The 15738-nt window shown below is 72.8% G+C and carries 17 protein-coding genes; 9 read left to right on the top strand and 8 right to left on the bottom strand.

The genetic code is table 11. The annotated features are described in order from the left end of the window. Positions 1-89 precede the first annotated feature (89 nt). Positions 90-1397 carry an extracellular solute-binding protein gene (locus QI554_RS18200; protein ID WP_281471094.1) on the bottom strand — a complete coding sequence of 436 codons (1308 nt, stop codon included), beginning with the start codon at positions 1395-1397 and terminating at the stop codon, positions 90-92. 342 nt (positions 1398-1739) lie between these two features. On the opposite strand from QI554_RS18200, the gene QI554_RS18195 reads away from it, so the two are divergent. From QI554_RS18195 to QI554_RS18180, 4 genes are all read left to right on the top strand, one after another. Beyond that, positions 1740-2525 carry a GntR family transcriptional regulator gene (locus QI554_RS18195; protein WP_281471118.1) on the top strand — a complete coding sequence of 262 codons (786 nt, stop codon included), beginning with the start codon at positions 1740-1742 and terminating at the stop codon, positions 2523-2525. A gap of 362 nt (positions 2526-2887) precedes the next feature. After that, the gene (gene bioD / locus QI554_RS18190; protein ID WP_281471093.1) at positions 2888-3619 is read left to right on the top strand and encodes a dethiobiotin synthase; all 732 of its coding nucleotides are present in this window, start codon (positions 2888-2890) and stop codon (positions 3617-3619) included. Next, positions 3616-4653, top strand: a complete 1038-nt coding sequence (bioB, locus tag QI554_RS18185; RefSeq protein WP_281471092.1) for a biotin synthase BioB — start codon at positions 3616-3618, stop codon at positions 4651-4653. Before bioD ends, bioB begins: the two co-directional genes overlap by 4 nt. Before the next feature lie 156 nt (positions 4654-4809). Beyond that, on the top strand, positions 4810-6582 hold the full coding sequence (locus QI554_RS18180; RefSeq protein WP_281471091.1) for an acetolactate synthase: 1773 nt from the start codon (positions 4810-4812) through the stop codon (positions 6580-6582). Between the two features lie 7 nt (positions 6583-6589). Here the strand turns inward: QI554_RS18180 and QI554_RS18175 are convergent, their stop codons facing one another. After that, positions 6590-6991, bottom strand: coding sequence for a thioesterase family protein (locus tag QI554_RS18175; RefSeq protein WP_281471090.1), 402 nt, complete (start codon positions 6989-6991; stop codon positions 6590-6592). Between the two features lie 19 nt (positions 6992-7010). Between QI554_RS18175 and bsaP the strand changes: the two genes are divergently transcribed. Then, entirely contained in the window at positions 7011-7226 is a 216-nt protein-coding gene (gene bsaP, locus QI554_RS18170) for a biotin synthase auxiliary protein BsaP (protein ID WP_281471089.1), read from the top strand. A 40-nt stretch (positions 7227-7266) separates the two neighbouring features. On the opposite strand, the gene QI554_RS18165 is transcribed toward bsaP, so the two are convergent. Next, on the bottom strand, positions 7267-7881 hold the full coding sequence (locus QI554_RS18165; RefSeq protein ID WP_281471088.1) for a zinc-ribbon domain-containing protein: 615 nt from the start codon (positions 7879-7881) through the stop codon (positions 7267-7269). Between the two features lie 131 nt (positions 7882-8012). On the opposite strand from QI554_RS18165, the gene QI554_RS18160 reads away from it, so the two are divergent. Together QI554_RS18160 and QI554_RS18155 are read left to right on the top strand one after the other, a co-directional pair. Then, positions 8013-8543, top strand: a complete 531-nt coding sequence (locus QI554_RS18160; protein WP_281471087.1) for a SigE family RNA polymerase sigma factor — start codon at positions 8013-8015, stop codon at positions 8541-8543. Then, positions 8540-9562, top strand: a complete 1023-nt coding sequence (locus QI554_RS18155; RefSeq protein ID WP_281471086.1) for a hypothetical protein — start codon at positions 8540-8542, stop codon at positions 9560-9562. The genes QI554_RS18160 and QI554_RS18155 overlap by 4 nt, the downstream gene beginning before the upstream one ends. 38 nt (positions 9563-9600) lie before the next feature. Here QI554_RS18155 and QI554_RS18150 read toward each other — a convergent pair whose 3' ends face one another. The 5 genes from QI554_RS18150 to QI554_RS18130 form a co-directional block, all read right to left on the bottom strand. Then, positions 9601-10431 (bottom strand): HD-GYP domain-containing protein, encoded by an 831-nt coding sequence (locus QI554_RS18150; RefSeq protein WP_425528003.1) that lies wholly within the window; start codon positions 10429-10431, stop codon positions 9601-9603. 173 nt (positions 10432-10604) lie between these two features. Then, positions 10605-10946, bottom strand: a complete 342-nt coding sequence (gene rsrA, locus QI554_RS18145) for a mycothiol system anti-sigma-R factor (protein WP_281471085.1) — start codon at positions 10944-10946, stop codon at positions 10605-10607. Beyond that, positions 10943-11716 carry a sigma-70 family RNA polymerase sigma factor gene (locus QI554_RS18140; RefSeq protein WP_281471084.1) on the bottom strand — a complete coding sequence of 258 codons (774 nt, stop codon included), beginning with the start codon at positions 11714-11716 and terminating at the stop codon, positions 10943-10945. Before QI554_RS18140 ends, rsrA begins: the two co-directional genes overlap by 4 nt. 74 nt (positions 11717-11790) lie before the next feature. Continuing rightward, positions 11791-12465: an alpha/beta hydrolase family protein gene (locus QI554_RS18135; RefSeq protein WP_281471083.1), complete on the bottom strand. Its 675-nt coding sequence runs from the start codon at positions 12463-12465 to the stop codon at positions 11791-11793. 44 nt (positions 12466-12509) lie between these two features. Continuing rightward, positions 12510-13292: an SOS response-associated peptidase gene (locus tag QI554_RS18130; protein WP_281471082.1), complete on the bottom strand. Its 783-nt coding sequence runs from the start codon at positions 13290-13292 to the stop codon at positions 12510-12512. A gap of 82 nt (positions 13293-13374) precedes the next feature. On the opposite strand from QI554_RS18130, the gene aroA reads away from it, so the two are divergent. Next, positions 13375-14661, top strand: coding sequence for a 3-phosphoshikimate 1-carboxyvinyltransferase (gene aroA, locus QI554_RS18125; protein ID WP_281471081.1), 1287 nt, complete (start codon positions 13375-13377; stop codon positions 14659-14661). 7 nt (positions 14662-14668) lie between these two features. Next, on the top strand, positions 14669-15718 hold the full coding sequence (rsgA, locus tag QI554_RS18120) for a ribosome small subunit-dependent GTPase A (protein WP_281471080.1): 1050 nt from the start codon (positions 14669-14671) through the stop codon (positions 15716-15718). Positions 15719-15738 lie beyond the last annotated feature (20 nt).

The following is a 15738-nucleotide window of genomic DNA, read 5'->3' as shown; positions in this document are numbered from 1 at the left end:
TTCCCCTCCGGCGGGACCGGCCCGCTCGGGCTGACTGTTGTTCAGTCGATCGGATCAGGCCGGGTGTGCGTCCGGCCGGGTCCCGTTGCTCAGGACTTGGTGTTGAGCGTCTTGGTGAGCGTCTCGTTCGCTTCCTTGCCCGCCGCGGCCGCGTCGGTCCCGGTCAGCACCTTCGTGAGGTAGGCCTTGATCGGGTTGTTGCTCTCGACCGCGGTCCAGTTCGGGGAGTTCGGGGTCGCGAAGCCGTTGGAGGCGCCGGTCATCATCGCGGCGGCACCGGCGTCGCCCTCGAGGGCCGCGCCCAGCGTCGTCTTGTTCGGCAGCATCTTGATCGCCTTGGCGAGCTTGGTCTGCCACTCGTCGCTGTTGAACTGCTTGATCACGTCGTAGGCCAGGTCCTGGTTCTTCGCCGTCTCCGGGATGATCAGGTCCGAGCCGCCGGTCAGCACCGCGCCGGGCTTCGCGGCGTCCTTGCCCGGGATCGGGAAGTAGCCGTACTTGTCCTTCAGCGCCGGGTTCTTCGTGACGACCGTCTCGAGCTCACCCGGGACCGCGATGAACTGCGCGACCTTGCCGTTGGCCGCCGCGACGGTCTCGGGCTGGGTCTTCTCATCGCCGTCCTTGGCCGCCTTGCTGTTCGCCTGGAGGTCCTTGTAGAAGTTGGCGGCAGCGGCGGCGGCCGGGGTGTCCAGGCCGCCCTTCCACTTGTCGCCGTCCTTGACCGCCAGGTCGCCGCCCTGGTCCTTGAGCAGGCCCGCGTAGAAGTACCAGTTCTGACCCGGCAGGTAGATGCCCTGCTGGTCGCCGCTGTTGAGCTTCTTGGTGTCCTCGAGCCACTCCGCCTGCGTCTTCGGCGGGGCCGTGATGCCGGCGGCCGCGAAGGCCTCCTTGTTGTAGATCACGACGCGGTTGGCGGCGTAGAACGGCACGCCGTACTGCTTGCCGTCGACCTTGCCGGGGTTGGACAGGCCGGTCAGCCAGTCCTTGCCGCCCAGCTCGTTGACCTTGCCGGTCAGGTCCTTCACGCCGCCCGAGGCCGCGTAGGTGGCGACCTGGGTGTTGCCGGCCTCCATGACGTCCGGCGCGTCCTTGCTCGCCAGCGCGGAGATGATCTTCTGGTCGATGCCGTTCCACTGCTGGATCTGGACGTCCAGGGTGGCACCGGGGTGGTCGGCCTCGAACTTCGCCTTGAAGGCGGCGAGGTAGTCGTCGGGGGCGGTGCCCTTCATGAGCCAGACGGTGACCTTCTTGCCGTTGCCCGGGGCGGGAGCGTTGCTGGACGCTCCGGCGGCCGGGGTCTGGCCGTCCTTCTTGTCACCGTCGTCCGAGCTGCCACAGGCAGCAACGCCGGCGAGCGCCGCCGCGACACCCGCCGCGACGAAGAGACGACGCTTCACACCATCCTCCTCAGGATGCTTGGTACCGCTGCCGTGGGTATCGCGCTCCCCGCTTCAGGCCCGCTCTGGAGCGCCGGGCCTTCAGGATCCGCCTGGAGGGAGTTGGGTTGCGAACCTGGACGAGGGTTGCGCGGTGACCACCAATGGTTTAGACCATTCCGGAGGTTGGCATAGACCAATTGGGGTGTCAAGGTTCCGCGAAAGACCGGCCCCAGCCGTTATCCGACCGACATCTGCGTCGTGATAAACGCGGCCCGGCACCACCGCCGGGACGGTCGTGCCACGATGGGGACCGAACGTGTCAGGAGGGCACCGGTGACGGCGGAACAAGGGGCGACCGCGATGGCTGCGGCGTCGAACGAACAGGGCGCTGGCCTGGACAGCGCCGCGGGTGGGGACCTGGCCGCCGAGGGCGCCGCGCGGGAGCCGAAGTACTACCGGCTCAAGAAGCACCTGCTCGAGCTCACCCAGACCCAGCCGCCGGGCACCCCGGTGCCGCCCGAGCGGACGCTGGCCGGAGAGTTCGACATCTCACGCACCACCGTGCGCCAGGCGCTGCAGGAACTGGTCATCGAGGGCCGGCTCGAGCGCGTCCAGGGCCGCGGCACCTTCGTCGCGAAGCCCAAGGTCGCCCAGAGCCTCCAGCTGACCTCGTACACCGAGGACATGCGGGCCCAGGGGCTGGAGCCCACCTCCCGTCTCATCGACATCGGCTACATCACCGCCGACGACCAACTGGCCGAACGCCTGGCCATCAAGCCCGGCAACCGGGTGCTGCGGATCGAACGCCTCCGGCTGGCCAACGCCGAGCCGATGGCGATCGAGACCACCCACCTGTCCACCAAGCGGTTCCCGTCGCTGCGCCGCACGCTCGACCGGTACACGTCGCTGTACACCGCCCTGAGCGAGGCCTACGACGTCCACCTGGCCGAGGCCGAGGAGACCATCGAGACGGCGCTCGCCAACCCGCGCGAAGCGGGCCTGCTCTCCACCGACGTCGGCATGCCGCTGCTGCTGCTCTCCCGCCACAGCTTCGACACGGCCGGCGAGCCGGTGGAGTGGGTCCGCTCCGTGTACCGCGGCGACCGCTACAAGTTCGTGGCCCGCCTTCGGCGCCCTCAAGGGTGACACATCAACCCTTAAAACGGGCATAAGCCCAGTTCATCCCTGAATCACCGCACAGCGCGCGCGTGGCGGAACCGGGGAAACGGCCGGAAACACACCCGGACACACGTCGGCCGGGACGGCGGGGGCTTGGTTTCGCCCGCCGTCCCGGCCGAGGGTGGAGGAATGCCGTTCACTCCGTGTGGCCCGTGCAGAATCGAAGGCACGAACTGAACCGGGTCGCGTGCCCGCGCCCGTCCGGGCGCGGGCTCCACGCCCACACCCTGATCCTGCCCCCGCCGGCGGCGGATCCAACCGGGCCGACGGTCCGAAGTCGGACGGGACCTTGGTCCTGACCGGCGACCGGGGCCGTTTAGGGTGCTGCGGTGAGCATCCTCGTCGTGACCGGCACCGACACCGGGGTCGGGAAAACCGTGGTGACCGCGGCGGTGGCCGCACTGGCGGCGGCGCGCGGGTCGTCCGTCGCGGTCGTGAAGGCCGCCCAGACCGGGATCGGCCCGGACGAGCCCGGCGACTTGCAGGACGTCGGGCGCCTGGCCGGCGTCACCGACCTGCACGAATACGCCCGCTACCCCGACCCGCTGTCCCCCGCCGCCGCGGCCCGGGTGTCCGGCCTCCCGCCGGTCAACCTGTACGAGGTCGTCGGCCGGGTCCGCGAGCTCGCCGAGACCCGGCGGCTGGTCGTCGTCGAGGGCGCCGGCGGCCTGCTGGTGCGCTTCGACGAGGAGGGCACCACGCTCGCCGACCTGGCGCACACGCTCGGCGCCCAGGTCCTCGTGGTCGCCCGCCCGGACCTCGGCACGCTGAACCACACCGCGCTCACGCTGGAGGCGATGGCGCACCGCGGCATCGACCTGGCGGGCGTCGTCATCGGCTCGTGGCCGGCCCGACCGGACCTCGCGATGCGCTGCAACATCCGGGACCTGGAGACCATCGCGGCCCGCCCGCTGGCCGGCGCGATCGGCGCCGGGGCGGGAGCGCTGCACCCCGCCGAGTTCCTTGTGTCGGCCCGCTTGAGTTTGTCCCCGGCCCTGGGCGGTACCTTCGACCCGGGCGCGTTCCGTGCCGCCCACGATCCAGCGCGAGGTGAACGGTGACGGAAACGCTCGATGTGACGAGCCGGCAGGCCCCCGCGGACGGCGACATCCTCGCCGTCGCACGCGTGCAGGTCCTGGAGGAAGGCCGCGGCCTGTCCGAGGAGCAGGTGCTGGAGGTGCTGAACCTCCCGGACGAGCGCCTCGAGGAGCTGCTCCAGCTGGCGCACGAGGTGCGCATGCGGCACTGCGGCCCCGAGGTCGAGGTCGAGGGCATCGTGTCGGTCAAGACCGGCGGCTGCCCGGAGGACTGCCACTTCTGCTCGCAGTCCGGCCTGTTCCCGTCCCCCGTGCGCGCCGCGTGGCTCGACATCCCGTCGCTGGTGAAGGCCGCCGAGGAGACCGCGGCGACCGGCGCGACGGAGTTCTGCATCGTGGCCGCCGTCCGCGGGCCCGACGAGCGCCTCATGAGCCAGATGCGCGAGGGCGTCAAGGCGATCCGCGAGGCCGTCGACATCAACATCGCGGCCTCCCTCGGCATGCTCTCGCAGGAGCAGGTCGACGAGCTCGCCGAGATGGGCATCCACCGCTACAACCACAACCTCGAGACGGCCCGCTCCTACTTCCCGAACGTGGTCACCACGCACTCGTGGGAGGAGCGCTGGGACACCCTGCGCATGGTGCGCGCCGCCGGCATGGAGGTGTGCTGCGGCGGCATCGTCGGCATGGGCGAGACCCCGGAGCAGCGCGCCGAGTTCGCCGGCCAGCTCGCCGAGCTGGAGCCGGACGAGGTGCCGCTGAACTTCCTCAACCCGCGCCCGGGCACGCCGTTCGAGGAGCAGACGGTCATCGAGCCGCGCGAGGCGCTGAAGATCATCGGCGCGTTCCGGCTCGCCCTCCCGCGCACCATCCTGCGCTACGCGGGCGGCCGCGAGATCGCGCTCGGCGACCTGGGCACCGAGCAGGGCCTGCTGGGCGGCATCAACGCCGTCATCGTCGGCAACTACCTGACGACGCTCGGCCGCAAGCCGGAGAGCGACCTGGCGCTGCTCGACCAGCTGAGCATGCCGGTCAAGGCGCTGAACCAGACGCTGTAGGCACCATCCGGAGGCCCGTGCGCGAGCGACCCGCTCACGCACGGGCCTTCGCGCGTCCGGGGCGCCCGGTTCCCGGGGAAATCCCGCCGCGGACCGTGTCGCAGCGTGTCCGCGCCGCTACCGTTTCAGGTCGGACTCTTGCGCGGAGGTGTCGGCATGGCGGGCACGGACAAGGACGCAGGTCAGGACACAGGGCAGGACGCGGGGCACGGCGCGGGGCACGACCCCGCCGCACCGCAGGGGGCACGGGCGAACGCCGCCCCGCCCGACACCCCACCCGGCACCGTGGCCGGCCACGGCGGCGACCTCGTGGTCGCGGCGGCCCGCGCGTACGGTGTCGACACGCTCTTCACGCTCTCCGGCGGCCACGTCTTCCCCGTCTACGACGCCGCGGTGCGTGCCGCCGAGCCGCTGCGGGTGCTGGACGTGCGCCACGAGCAGACCGCCGTGTTCGCGGCCGAGGCGACCGCGAAGCTGACGCGCCGCGCCGGGTTCGCGGTGCTGACGGCCGGGCCCGGCGTGACCAACGGGATCAGCGCCGTCACGACCGCACACCTCAACGGCTCGCCGCTGGTCGTGCTCGGCGGTCGGGCGCCCGCGTTCCGGTGGGGTTCGGGCGCGCTGCAGGAGCTCGACCACCCCCCGCTGCTCGCGCCGGTGACCAAGCACGCCGCGACGGTGCACGAGACGGACCGGATCGGCGCCGAGCTCGCCGACGCCTTCGCGCTGGCCGAGCGACCGCGGCGCGGACCGGTGTTCCTGGACGTGCCCATGGACGTGCTGTTCGACCGGACCACCGCCCCGGCGCCGGTCGCCGTGCGCGCGGAGCCCGTCGCCCCCGACCCGGTCGCGGTGGCGACCGCCGCGGGACTGCTGGCCGACGCGCAGCGGCCCGTGCTGGTGCTCGGGCAGGACGTGTGGATGGGCCGCGCAGAGGAGGCCGCGCGGCGGGCCGCGGAGACCATGGGCGTCCCGGTCGTCGCGAACGGCATGGGCCGCGGGGTGCTGCCGACCGGCCACGAGCTGCTGGTCACCCGCGCCCGCGTGGCCGCGCTCGGCGGCGCGGACCTGGTCGTCGTGGTCGGCGCGCCGCTCGACTTCCGGCTCGGGTACGGCGTGTTCGGCGGCCGGGACGGCGCCGTGCCGGCCCGCGTCCTGCATCTCGTGGACTCCCCCGAGCAGCTGAGCGCGACCGCCCCCGTCGCGGCGTCGGTGTGCGGCGACCTCACGCTCGTGCTGGACGGCCTGGTGGACGCGTGGGAGCGGCAGGCCAAGCCGGGCACGTACCGGAACTGGTTCGAGCACATGCAGGCGGCGACCCGCACCGCCGCGCAGTCCGACCGCGCGCTGCTCCGCGGCGGCGGCGACCCGATCCACCCCGTGCGGATCTACGGCGAGCTGCTGCGGGTGCTGGCAGACGACGCGGTGGTGGTCGGCGACGGCGGGGACTTCGTGTCGTACGCCGGGAAGTACGTCGAGCCCGGCCGGCCCGGCGGCTGGTTGGACCCGGGCCCGTACGGCTGCCTGGGCACCGGCCTCGGCTACGCGGTCGCCGCGCGCCTGGCCCGCCCCGACGCCCAGGTCGTGGTGCTGCTCGGCGACGGCGCGGCGGGGTTCTCGCTGATGGACGCCTACACGCTCGTGCGGCACAACCTGCCGGTGGTGATGGTCGTCGGCAACAACGGCGTCTGGGGCCTGGAGAAACACCCGATGCGCAAGCTGTACGGCCACGACGTCGCCGCCACCCTGGCGCCGGAGACCCGCTACGACGAGGTGGTGCGGGCGCTGGGCGGTGCGGGCGAGACGGTCCGCAGGGCGGACGACATCGAGGGCGCGCTGGCCCGCGCGTTCGCGTCCGGCGTGCCGTACCTGGTCAACGTGCTGACCGACCCGGACGCCGTCTATCCGCGCAGCACCATGGGCGTCTAGGGCCGCGTCACGCCTCGGGCAGCCGGGCGAGGAACCGCTCGCGGTCGACCACGACGCGGGTGACCTCGCCCTGCCCGACGAGGCGGCGCGCGGCGTCCTCGGCGACCACCGCGAAGCGCACCAACCGGCCGTCGGTGTAGACGACTTCGGCGCGCACGGTCACGGTGCCGCCGACCGGCGTGGCGAGCAGGTGCTCGAGCGCGACGCGGGTGCCGACGGACGTGCGGCGCTCGCCGAGCAGGCCGTCGAGCGCGCGGACGGTGGCGGCCTCGGCGAGCGCCAGCAGCCGCGGGGTGCCGAGCACGGCCAGGTCACCGCTGCCGACCGCGGCCGCGGTGTCGGCGTCGGTCACGGTGTGGGTGATTTCGGCGTGTGTTCCGGGTGACACCGGAATGGGCTCGTGCGGCATAGGGCCGTACTCTACGACCGTGAACACGACCGCTGACCCGACCGACGCGACGCCCGCGGCCTTCTGCGACCAGTGCGGCGAGCCCGCCGACGCCGCCGGGCACACCGCGTGCGCCCGGCGCCGCGAGCTGGAGCCGCCGCGTTACTGCGGGCAGTGCCGCCGGAGGATGGTCGTGCAGGTGACGCCGCGCGGCTGGACCGCCAAGTGCGTCGAGGACGGCGTCCGCACCGCCTGACCCGACCCCGGGCCGGTACCGCGCCGGACACGGCGGACGATCAGGCCTGGGCCGCGTTCCGCTGCACGGTGTCCACGACGCCCGCCACGTGCGCGACCGTCATCTGGAGGAACGCGCCGCAGCGGTCGAGCACCTCGCGCTCGGCCGACCCGATCCCGCCGTCGGCCGCGGCGATCCGCACCCCGCGGGTGAGCAGCCATTCGCGGCCCTGCGCCTCGAGCTGCTGGCCGAGCGGCACGAGCACGCTGCCCGACGGGACGGGTGCGGCGGCGAGTTCGGCGTCGAGCGCGGCCATGGAGTAGTCCGGCAGGCCGGCTTCGACGACCGCCTTGACCGCCGCGGTACGCGCCGCGGTCGACGGGGTGCCCGACGCGCGCAGCACGTCCAGAGCCAGCAGCCGCATGCCGTTCGCCAGGTCCTGCGACAGCTGCCCGGACGTCGGCCGTTGCAGCACCGACTCGTAGAACGTGCCCTTGCAGGTCTGGCACTCCACGTGGTTGCCGTCCGTGCGGTACGGGAAGACGGGGATGAAGAACAGCGTGAACCAGCGCCGCGCGAGGCGCAGCCGGTAGGCACGGTCCACGCCGCAGCGCGGGCAGTGGAAGACGCCCTCGGAGAGGACCTTGAACAGGGTCTTGAAGCCCCATATGAGCATGCTGAGTTCCCCGCTTGGTCGGTAGGAGGGGAACGATGCTGTCAATTGCCGTCGGCGCCGCGCAACCGGATAGCCGGGTCGCGTCTCTTCCAAGGTGAAGGCCCTGACCGGGCCCCCGAGGAGGTGTCGCGTTGGCAGGACATGACGATGCCCTGCGCGAGTTCATCATCGCTCGTCGCGGTCCTCTGCTGCGCAGCGCGTTCCTGCTGTGCGGCGACGTCCACGAAGCCGAGGACCTCGTGCAGTCCACCCTGGTCAAGGTGGTGCTCGCGGGTCGGCGGCTCGACCGGATCGACAACATCGAGGCGTACACGCGCCGCACGCTCATGAGCGTGTTCATATCGTCGCGGCGCCGCCTGTGGCGCCGCGAACACCCGCACGCCGCACCGCCGGACACCCAGGCGGCGCCGGGCGGGGATCCGGAACTCGGGCTCGCGGTACGCGCGGCGCTCACCCGCGTACCCGCCCGGCAGCGCGCGGTCCTGGTGCTGCGTTACTGGGAGGACCTCAGCGTCGAGGAGACCGCCCACATCCTCGGCGTCTCGCCCGGCACGGTGAAGAGCCAGAGCGCCCGGGGGCTGGCGGCGCTGCGCACCGCGTTGGGCGACGCGCTGCCCGGGGCGCCGCTCGCGGCCACGAATGCCGAGGAGGCCCGGCTTTGAACGGCACGGACAGGTTCGACACGGACGACGACTTCGACGGGAGTGACCCACAAGACGTGCTGGCCAAGCAGCTTCTCAAGCTGGCGGCCGAAGGGTTCGTGCCGCCCGGCGACACGGGCGCCGACGACATCATGGCGCGCGCCGGGGCGATCCGGCGGCGGCGCAGGTACGCGATGGCCGCGTCGTCGATCGCGGCCGTGCTCGCGATCGGCTTCGGCGCGGGCCTCCTGCCGAAGCTCAACCAGGCCGCGCCGCAGGGCAACTCCCAGCCGCAGAGCACCACGGCCGCGGCGCCGGCGCCGCACGCGACCGGCAGCCCCGCGCCGCTCGTCGAACCCGGCGGGGGCGAGGTGAGCGCGTCCACCGGGCCCACCGCGAGCCCGGCCGACGGCCCCGACGAGGAGCGCACCACCCAGCCCGGCGGCGCCGGAATCAGCAAGCAGACCAAGAGCAGCGGCACCCCGACGCGGAGTTCGCCGCCGGCCACCGCCTCCACGCCGCCCGCGGCCAAGGACCCGGTCGCCTTCATCGCCGCGCTGCTTCCGTCCGACACGGGGACGCTGCGCCGGCAGACCCCGGCCAAGACGCCGACCAACCCGCTCAACGGCCGCTACTTCGTGACCAAGGACGGCAAGACCGGGTACCTCGACGTCGCCGTCGTCGACATCGCGGTCAACCGCGACGACTGGCACAGCACGGTCGACGACGAACGCGCGCACAACTACTGCGAGAGCACCGGCACGACGCCGCCGAACACCGACTGCACGACCGAGACGCTGTCCAGCGGCGCGGTGTTCAAGACCTGGACGCTGCCCGGCGACCAGCAGTCCGGTGGCGCGGCCGGCTCCGCGGCCGGCTTCGCCGCGTCCCTCACCTTCGCCAACGGCAACCAGGTGGTGCTGTACGCCGTCAACGGCCTCACCGGGCCGGACGCCCCCGGACCCGCGATGAGCAAGCCGCCGCTGACCAAGTCGGCACTGAACGACCTGGCGAAGTCGCCGGCGTGGTTCCGCAAGTGATCCGACGGGGCCCGAACGCCCCCGACCGGCCGGGGTGTTCAGCCGGCCTCGTGCCGCTCGGCCGCGAGCGCCCCGGCCACGCTGTGGGTGTCGTCGACACCCAGCCGCGGCACGGGGACCGGCGACGCCGCCCGGCCCGCCGCGGCGGTGTCCGGGCGCTCGGCGAGCGGCCAGCCGTAGCGGCGCAGGGCCGCGTCGAGCGCCTGCACCATGCGCGGGTCGAACTGGTCGCCGCTGCAGCGGTGCAGTTCGGCGAGCGCCGCCTCGATCGGCCGCGACCTGCGGTACGAGCGGGTCGAGGTCATCGCGTCGAACGCGTCGGCGACCGCGATGATGCGGGCGAACTCCGGGATGGCGGTGCCTTCGAGGCCCGCCGGGTAGCCGCGTCCGTCCATGCGCTCGTGGTGGTGCAGGATGCCGTCCCGGCCCTCGCCGAGGAAGTCCATGTCGCGCACCAGGTCGGCGCCGCACTCGGGATGCCGCTGAATGGTCTCGCGCTCGTCCGGGTCGAGCGGGCCCGACTTGGTGAGCAGCCGGGTCGGGACGCCGAGCTTGCCGACGTCGTGCAGCAGCGCCGCGTAGCGCAGCAGCACCACGCGGCGGTCCGGCATCCCGAGCTGACGGGCGATCAACACCGAGGCGTGGGCCACCCGTTCGCTGTGCGCGCGGGTGTAGACGTCCTTGACCTCGACGGCCCGCAGCAGACTGCGCACCGCCGCGTCGCGCTCCGCGTGGTCGCGGGCGCGGGCCAGGCCGCGGCGCACCAGGACGAGCGCTGCGGACAGCGCGACCGCGCCGCGTACCGCGAACCCGATATGTGGAAATCGGGCAGTGGACCGGCCGGCCGTAATGATCGGCAGCGTTCCCATTGCGACTGCCTCCTCGGCTCCGGTCGCGAATTCAACCGCCAACCGAGGATAGGACGGCGTACGGGCGCTGAGCGCCTTCTGCCCGGTTTACTCTGCCCGGCGTCGCCGGATTAACCCGAAAGGGGGGCGCGTAATAGGCCGTTCGCCGTATCACGCGCCCTGGGGCACGACGGTCAGGCGCCGGGCCGGTCGCCGTCCACGACGACGGACTCCACCGACACCTGTTCGACGACGACCGACGCCCCGTCGGACGTCACGACCTGCGTCTTCACCTCGCGGATCCGCGCCAGGACTTTGCTGCGCAGATCGACCGGCACGTCGTCGCAGCCGCAGCAGCGCTGCACCAGCGCCTTCACGTGCTGTTCCAGCCCGTACTTCTCCAGACACGGCGAGCACTCGTCCAAGTGCGTCCGGATGTCCCCGCAGTCGGCGTCGGCCAGCTCGTTGTCGATGTACTCGTACAGCCGGTCGAGGATTTGCGAGCAGTCCACTTCGTGGTGGTCGCCGCAGCTCATGAGACCGAGTCCTTCCGATCCGAGCCCGCCGGGACCAGCCCGCGCTCACGGGCGTAGTCCTCCAGCAGGGTGCGCAACTGGCGGCGTCCGCGGTGCAACCGGGACATCACCGTACCGATGGGGGTCCCCATGATGTCGGCGATCTCCTTGTACGGGAATCCCTCGACGTCCGCGAGATACACCGCGATGCGGAATTCCTCGGGGATCGCCTGCAGCGCTGCCTTCACATCGGAATCCGGCAGCCGGTCGAGCGCCTGCGCCTCGGCCGAACGCAGGCCCGTCGACATATGCGACTCGGCCCGCGCGAGCTGCCAGTCCTCGATCTCCTCGGCGGCGCTCTGCTGGGGCTCCCGCTGCTTCTTGCGGTAGCTGTTGATGAAGGTGTTCGTGAGGATCCGGTAGAGCCAGGCCTTCAGGTTGGTGCCCTCGCGGAACTGGTGGAACGACCCGTACGCCTTCGCGAACGTCTCCTGCACCAGGTCCTCGGCGTCCGCCGGGTTGCGCGTCATACGCAGCGCCGCCGAGTAAAGCTGGTCCAGATACGGCAGCGCGTCGCGCTCGAACCGCGCGTCCCGCTGCTCCAGGGTCTCGGTCTCCGCGACGGGACCCACCTCCTCCACCTGACGATCCCCACGGGTCACCACGGACCCGTTCGACCTCGACGATATCGGTCGCTCGGGATCACCGCCCGGCGCCCACGCGCGCCACTGCAAGATCGACGGGTCGGCAGCGGCATCAGCGCGGCCGACAGGGGGCAGGGCTGTGAGCATGGGCGGCCTCCACAGGTCGAGGGTGTATCGGCCACAACGCGAGGTCAGCGGGGTTCATTCCCCACCGCCGGCGGTCACCCGAACAGGCTTACGAGCCAGTCGCCGACCGTGTCCGTGATCAGCGCGAGGGTGTCCTCCTCGGTCACCGGGGCCTTCTTCGCGACGCCGAAGGAGTGGTCGGCGTACGGCACGGCGACCAGCGTCGTGCCGGCCGGCGGCTCCGGGAACTCGGCGGGTCCGCCGAACGGGTCCTTGTCGCCCTGCACGACCAGCGTCGGCACGCCCGCCCCGAGCAGCTCGTCCGCCCGCGACGCCGCCGGCTTGCCCGGGGGGTGCAGCGGGAACGCCAGCGCGACCACCCCTGCGGCCCCCGACGCCGCCGCGGTGCGGCACGCCACGCGCGCGCCCGCGCTCCGCCCGGAGACGGCGAACGGCAGGCCGTCCATCCGGGCCTTCAGGTCCTCGACGACCGGTACCCAGGCCTCGTCCAGCCGTTTCGGGGCCGGGGCGAGCTTCTTCCCCGCCACCCGCCACGGCTGCTCGACCAGCGCCACGGTGATCCCCAGCGGCGGCAGCGCCGCGGCCAGCGCGACCAGGTCGCGCGCCTCGATCCCGCCGCCGGCGCCGTGCGACGTCACGAACCAGCCGCGGGCCGTCCCCGTGGCGGCGTGCACCGTCGCCCGGGCCTCGCCGACGGGCGTCTCGATCGTGTGGACGGAGGGCGATGCGGCGGCCTTGGCGCGGGTCATGCCGCGATGCTGCCAGACACGGTCGCGCGGGCCGGTCAAACGCGTCAAAACAGCGTCGCGTCGGCCTCGAGGACCTCCTCCGGAGGCAGCGGGTCGACCAGGTGCGGCGAGTTGTTCTTCACGCTGTTGACCTCCAGGGACACCGGGTGCGCCTGCATCAGGCCCGGGTCCGGCGCGGTCAGCAGCGCGCGGGCCTGCTCGGTGTCGCCGAGCTTGGGGTCGAGCCACGCGTCCCAGCGGTCGGGCTCGAGGACCAGCGGCATCCGGGGGTGGATGCGGGCGAGCTCGGGCTCGGCGTCGGTGGTGATGATCGTGCAGGTCCACAGCCACGCGAGCGGGTCGTCGTCGGGGCGCGTGCGGTCGCGCCACCACTCGTACAGGCCCGCGAACACCAGCGGCGAGCCGTCGGTGTGGTGGATCCAGAACGGCTGCTTGCGGACCTTGCCCTTGGGACCGTCCGGGGCGGTCTCCGGGGTGTACCACTCGTAGTAGCCGTCGGCCGGCAGCAGGCAGCGGCGCGACGCGAAGGCCTTGCGGTACGCCGGCTTCTCGAACACCGTCTCGGAGCGCGCGTTGATCATCTTGGCGCCCATGTCCGGGGACTTCGCCCACGACGGCACCAGGCCCCAGCGCAGCGCGCGCAGCTGCCGCACCGGCGGGCCCTCGGCGGCCGCGGCACGTTCCAGCACCGCGTAGACGTTCTTCGTCGGCGCGATGTTCCAGTCCGGGGGCAGCGTCTGGTCCGGGTCCGACCTGTCGAACTTCTCGATCTCGAACAGCTCGATCAGGTCGTCGGGCTGCTGGCTTGAGGCGTAACGACCGCACATGTGCCCTACCCTCGCACGTCCGGAGCAGTGCCGGGACAAACCCCGGAGATCGTTCCGGTGCCCGCGTATAGGCTGGTTGCCCATGACGACCCCGCTCTGGCCCGCTCCTGTCGCGTCCGCTCCTGTCGACGCCGTCGTCGCGCTGCCCGGCTCCAAGTCGGTCACCAACCGCGCGCTGGTCCTGGCGGCGCTCGCCGAGGGCCCGGGGTACGTCCGCCGTCCGCTGCGCAGCCGGGACACCCTGCTGATGACGGCCGGGCTGCGCGCGCTGGGCGTCACCGTCGAGGACACCCCCGAGGGCGACTGGTACGTCGTGCCGGCCCCGCTGACCGGGCCCGCCCAGGTCGACGTCGGCAACGCGGGGACCGTGATGCGCTTCCTGCCGCCGCTGGCCACGCTCGCCTCGGGCGACGTGCGGTTCGCCGGCGACCCGCGGTCGACCGAGCGCCCGCTGGACGCCGTCATCCTGGCACTGCGCGAGCTCGGCGCCGACATCGACGACGGCGGCGCCGGGCGGCTGCCGATGACGGTCCGCGGCGCGGGCGGCCTGCGCGGCGGCATCGTGGAGATCGACGCGTCGGCGTCGTCGCAGTTCGTGAGCGCGCTGCTGCTGTCGGGCCCGCGCTTCGCCGAGGGCGTCGAGGTGCGGCACGTGGGCACCTCCGTCCCGTCCATGCCGCACATCGAGATGACCGTCCAGATGCTGCGCGCCGCCGGCGTCGCGGTGGACGACTCCGAGCCGGACGTGTGGCGGATCGCGCCGAGCGCGCTCGCCGCCCGGGACATGGTCGTCGAGCCCGACCTGTCGAACGCCGCGCCGTTCCTGGCCGCCGCGCTCGTCGCGGGCGGCACGGTGACCGTGCGGGACTGGCCGCACGCGACCACACAGCCCGGCGACCAGCTGCGCGACCTGTTCACGCGCATGGGCGGGGCGTGCGAGTTCACCCCCGACGGCCTGCGCTTCACCGGCACCGGCACGGTGCACGGCATCACCGTCGACCTGCACGACGTCGGCGAACTGACACCGCTGGTCGCGGCGGTCGCCGCACTCGCCGACTCGCCCAGCTCGCTGACCGGCATCGCCCACCTGCGGCTGCACGAGACCGACCGCCTCGCGGCGCTCGCCAAGGAGATCAACGGGCTCGGCGGCGACGCCACGGACACCGCCGACGGCCTGGAGATCCGGCCGCGCGCCCTGCACGGCGGCGTGTTCCACAGCTACGACGACCACCGGATCGCGACCGCGGGCGCGGTCCTCGGCCTGGTCGTGCCGGGTGTGGAGGTGGAGGACATCGCCACCACCGGCAAGACGCTGCCCGACTTCCCGGGCATGTGGTCCGACCTGCTCGCGCCCGCGCAGGCCGGCTGAGCGTCCGATGGCCAACGCCCGGTCGACGCGCCGCACCGACTTCGACGAGGACGACGTCCGGATCCGGCCGTCGCGGCGCGGTTCGCGGCCGCGTACCCGGATCCGCCCCAAGCACGAGGACGCCGAGACGGGGCGGGTCCTGACCATCGACCGCGGCCGCTTCACGTGCCTGGTCGACGAGGGCACCCGCCGCGAGCACGAGGTCACCGCGATGAAGGCCCGCGAGCTGGGCCGCAAGGGCGTCGTGGTCGGCGACCGCGTCGCGATCGTGGGTGACGTCAGCGGCGACAAGGGCGCGCTGGCCCGCATCGTACGGGTCGAGGAGCGCGACTCGGTGCTGCGCCGCACCGCGGACGACGACGACCCGTTCGAGCGGATCATCGTCGCGAACGCCGACCAGCTGGCGATCGTCACGGCGCTCGCCGACCCCGAGCCGCGGCCCCGGCTGATCGACCGCTGCCTGGTCGCGGCGTACGACGCGGGCATGGAGCCGCTGCTGGTGCTCACCAAGGCGGACCTCGCGCCGCCGGAGACACTGCTCGAGCTGTACGGCGCGCTGGGCGTGCCGTACGTGGTCACGCGCGGCGGCGACGCCTACGACGACTGGGACCTCGACCCGATCTACGCCGAGCTGGCCGGCCTGACGACGGTGTTCGTCGGCCACTCGGGGGTCGGCAAGACCACGCTGGTCAACGCGCTCGTCCCGGACCGGCAGCGCGCCACCGGGCACGTCAACGAGGTCACCGGGCGCGGGCGGCACACCACGACGTCGGCCCTGACGCTGCGGCTGCCGCCGTTCGGCGAGGACCGCGAGCAGGGCTGGGTGGTGGACACCCCGGGCGTGCGCTCGTTCGGGCTCAACCACGTCGACCTGGGCCGCATCATCCACGCGTTCCCCGACCTGGAGCCGGGCACGGTCGACTGCCCGCGCGCCTGCTCGCACGACGAACAGGACTGCGCGCTCGACGCGTGGGTCTCGGACGGGCACGCGGACCCGGCGCGGCTGACGTCGCTGCGTCGGCTGCTGGCGACGCGCGAGCGCGCCGAGGGCGACTGACGCTCTCCGGCGCGCCCGCG

This window comes from Yinghuangia seranimata, assembly GCF_029953285.1.
In the GTDB taxonomy this organism is placed as follows: domain Bacteria; phylum Actinomycetota; class Actinomycetes; order Streptomycetales; family Streptomycetaceae; genus Yinghuangia; species Yinghuangia seranimata.
The sequence above is the reverse complement of the archived record's forward strand: the minus strand, read 5'-3'. Positions and strand labels throughout refer to the sequence as shown.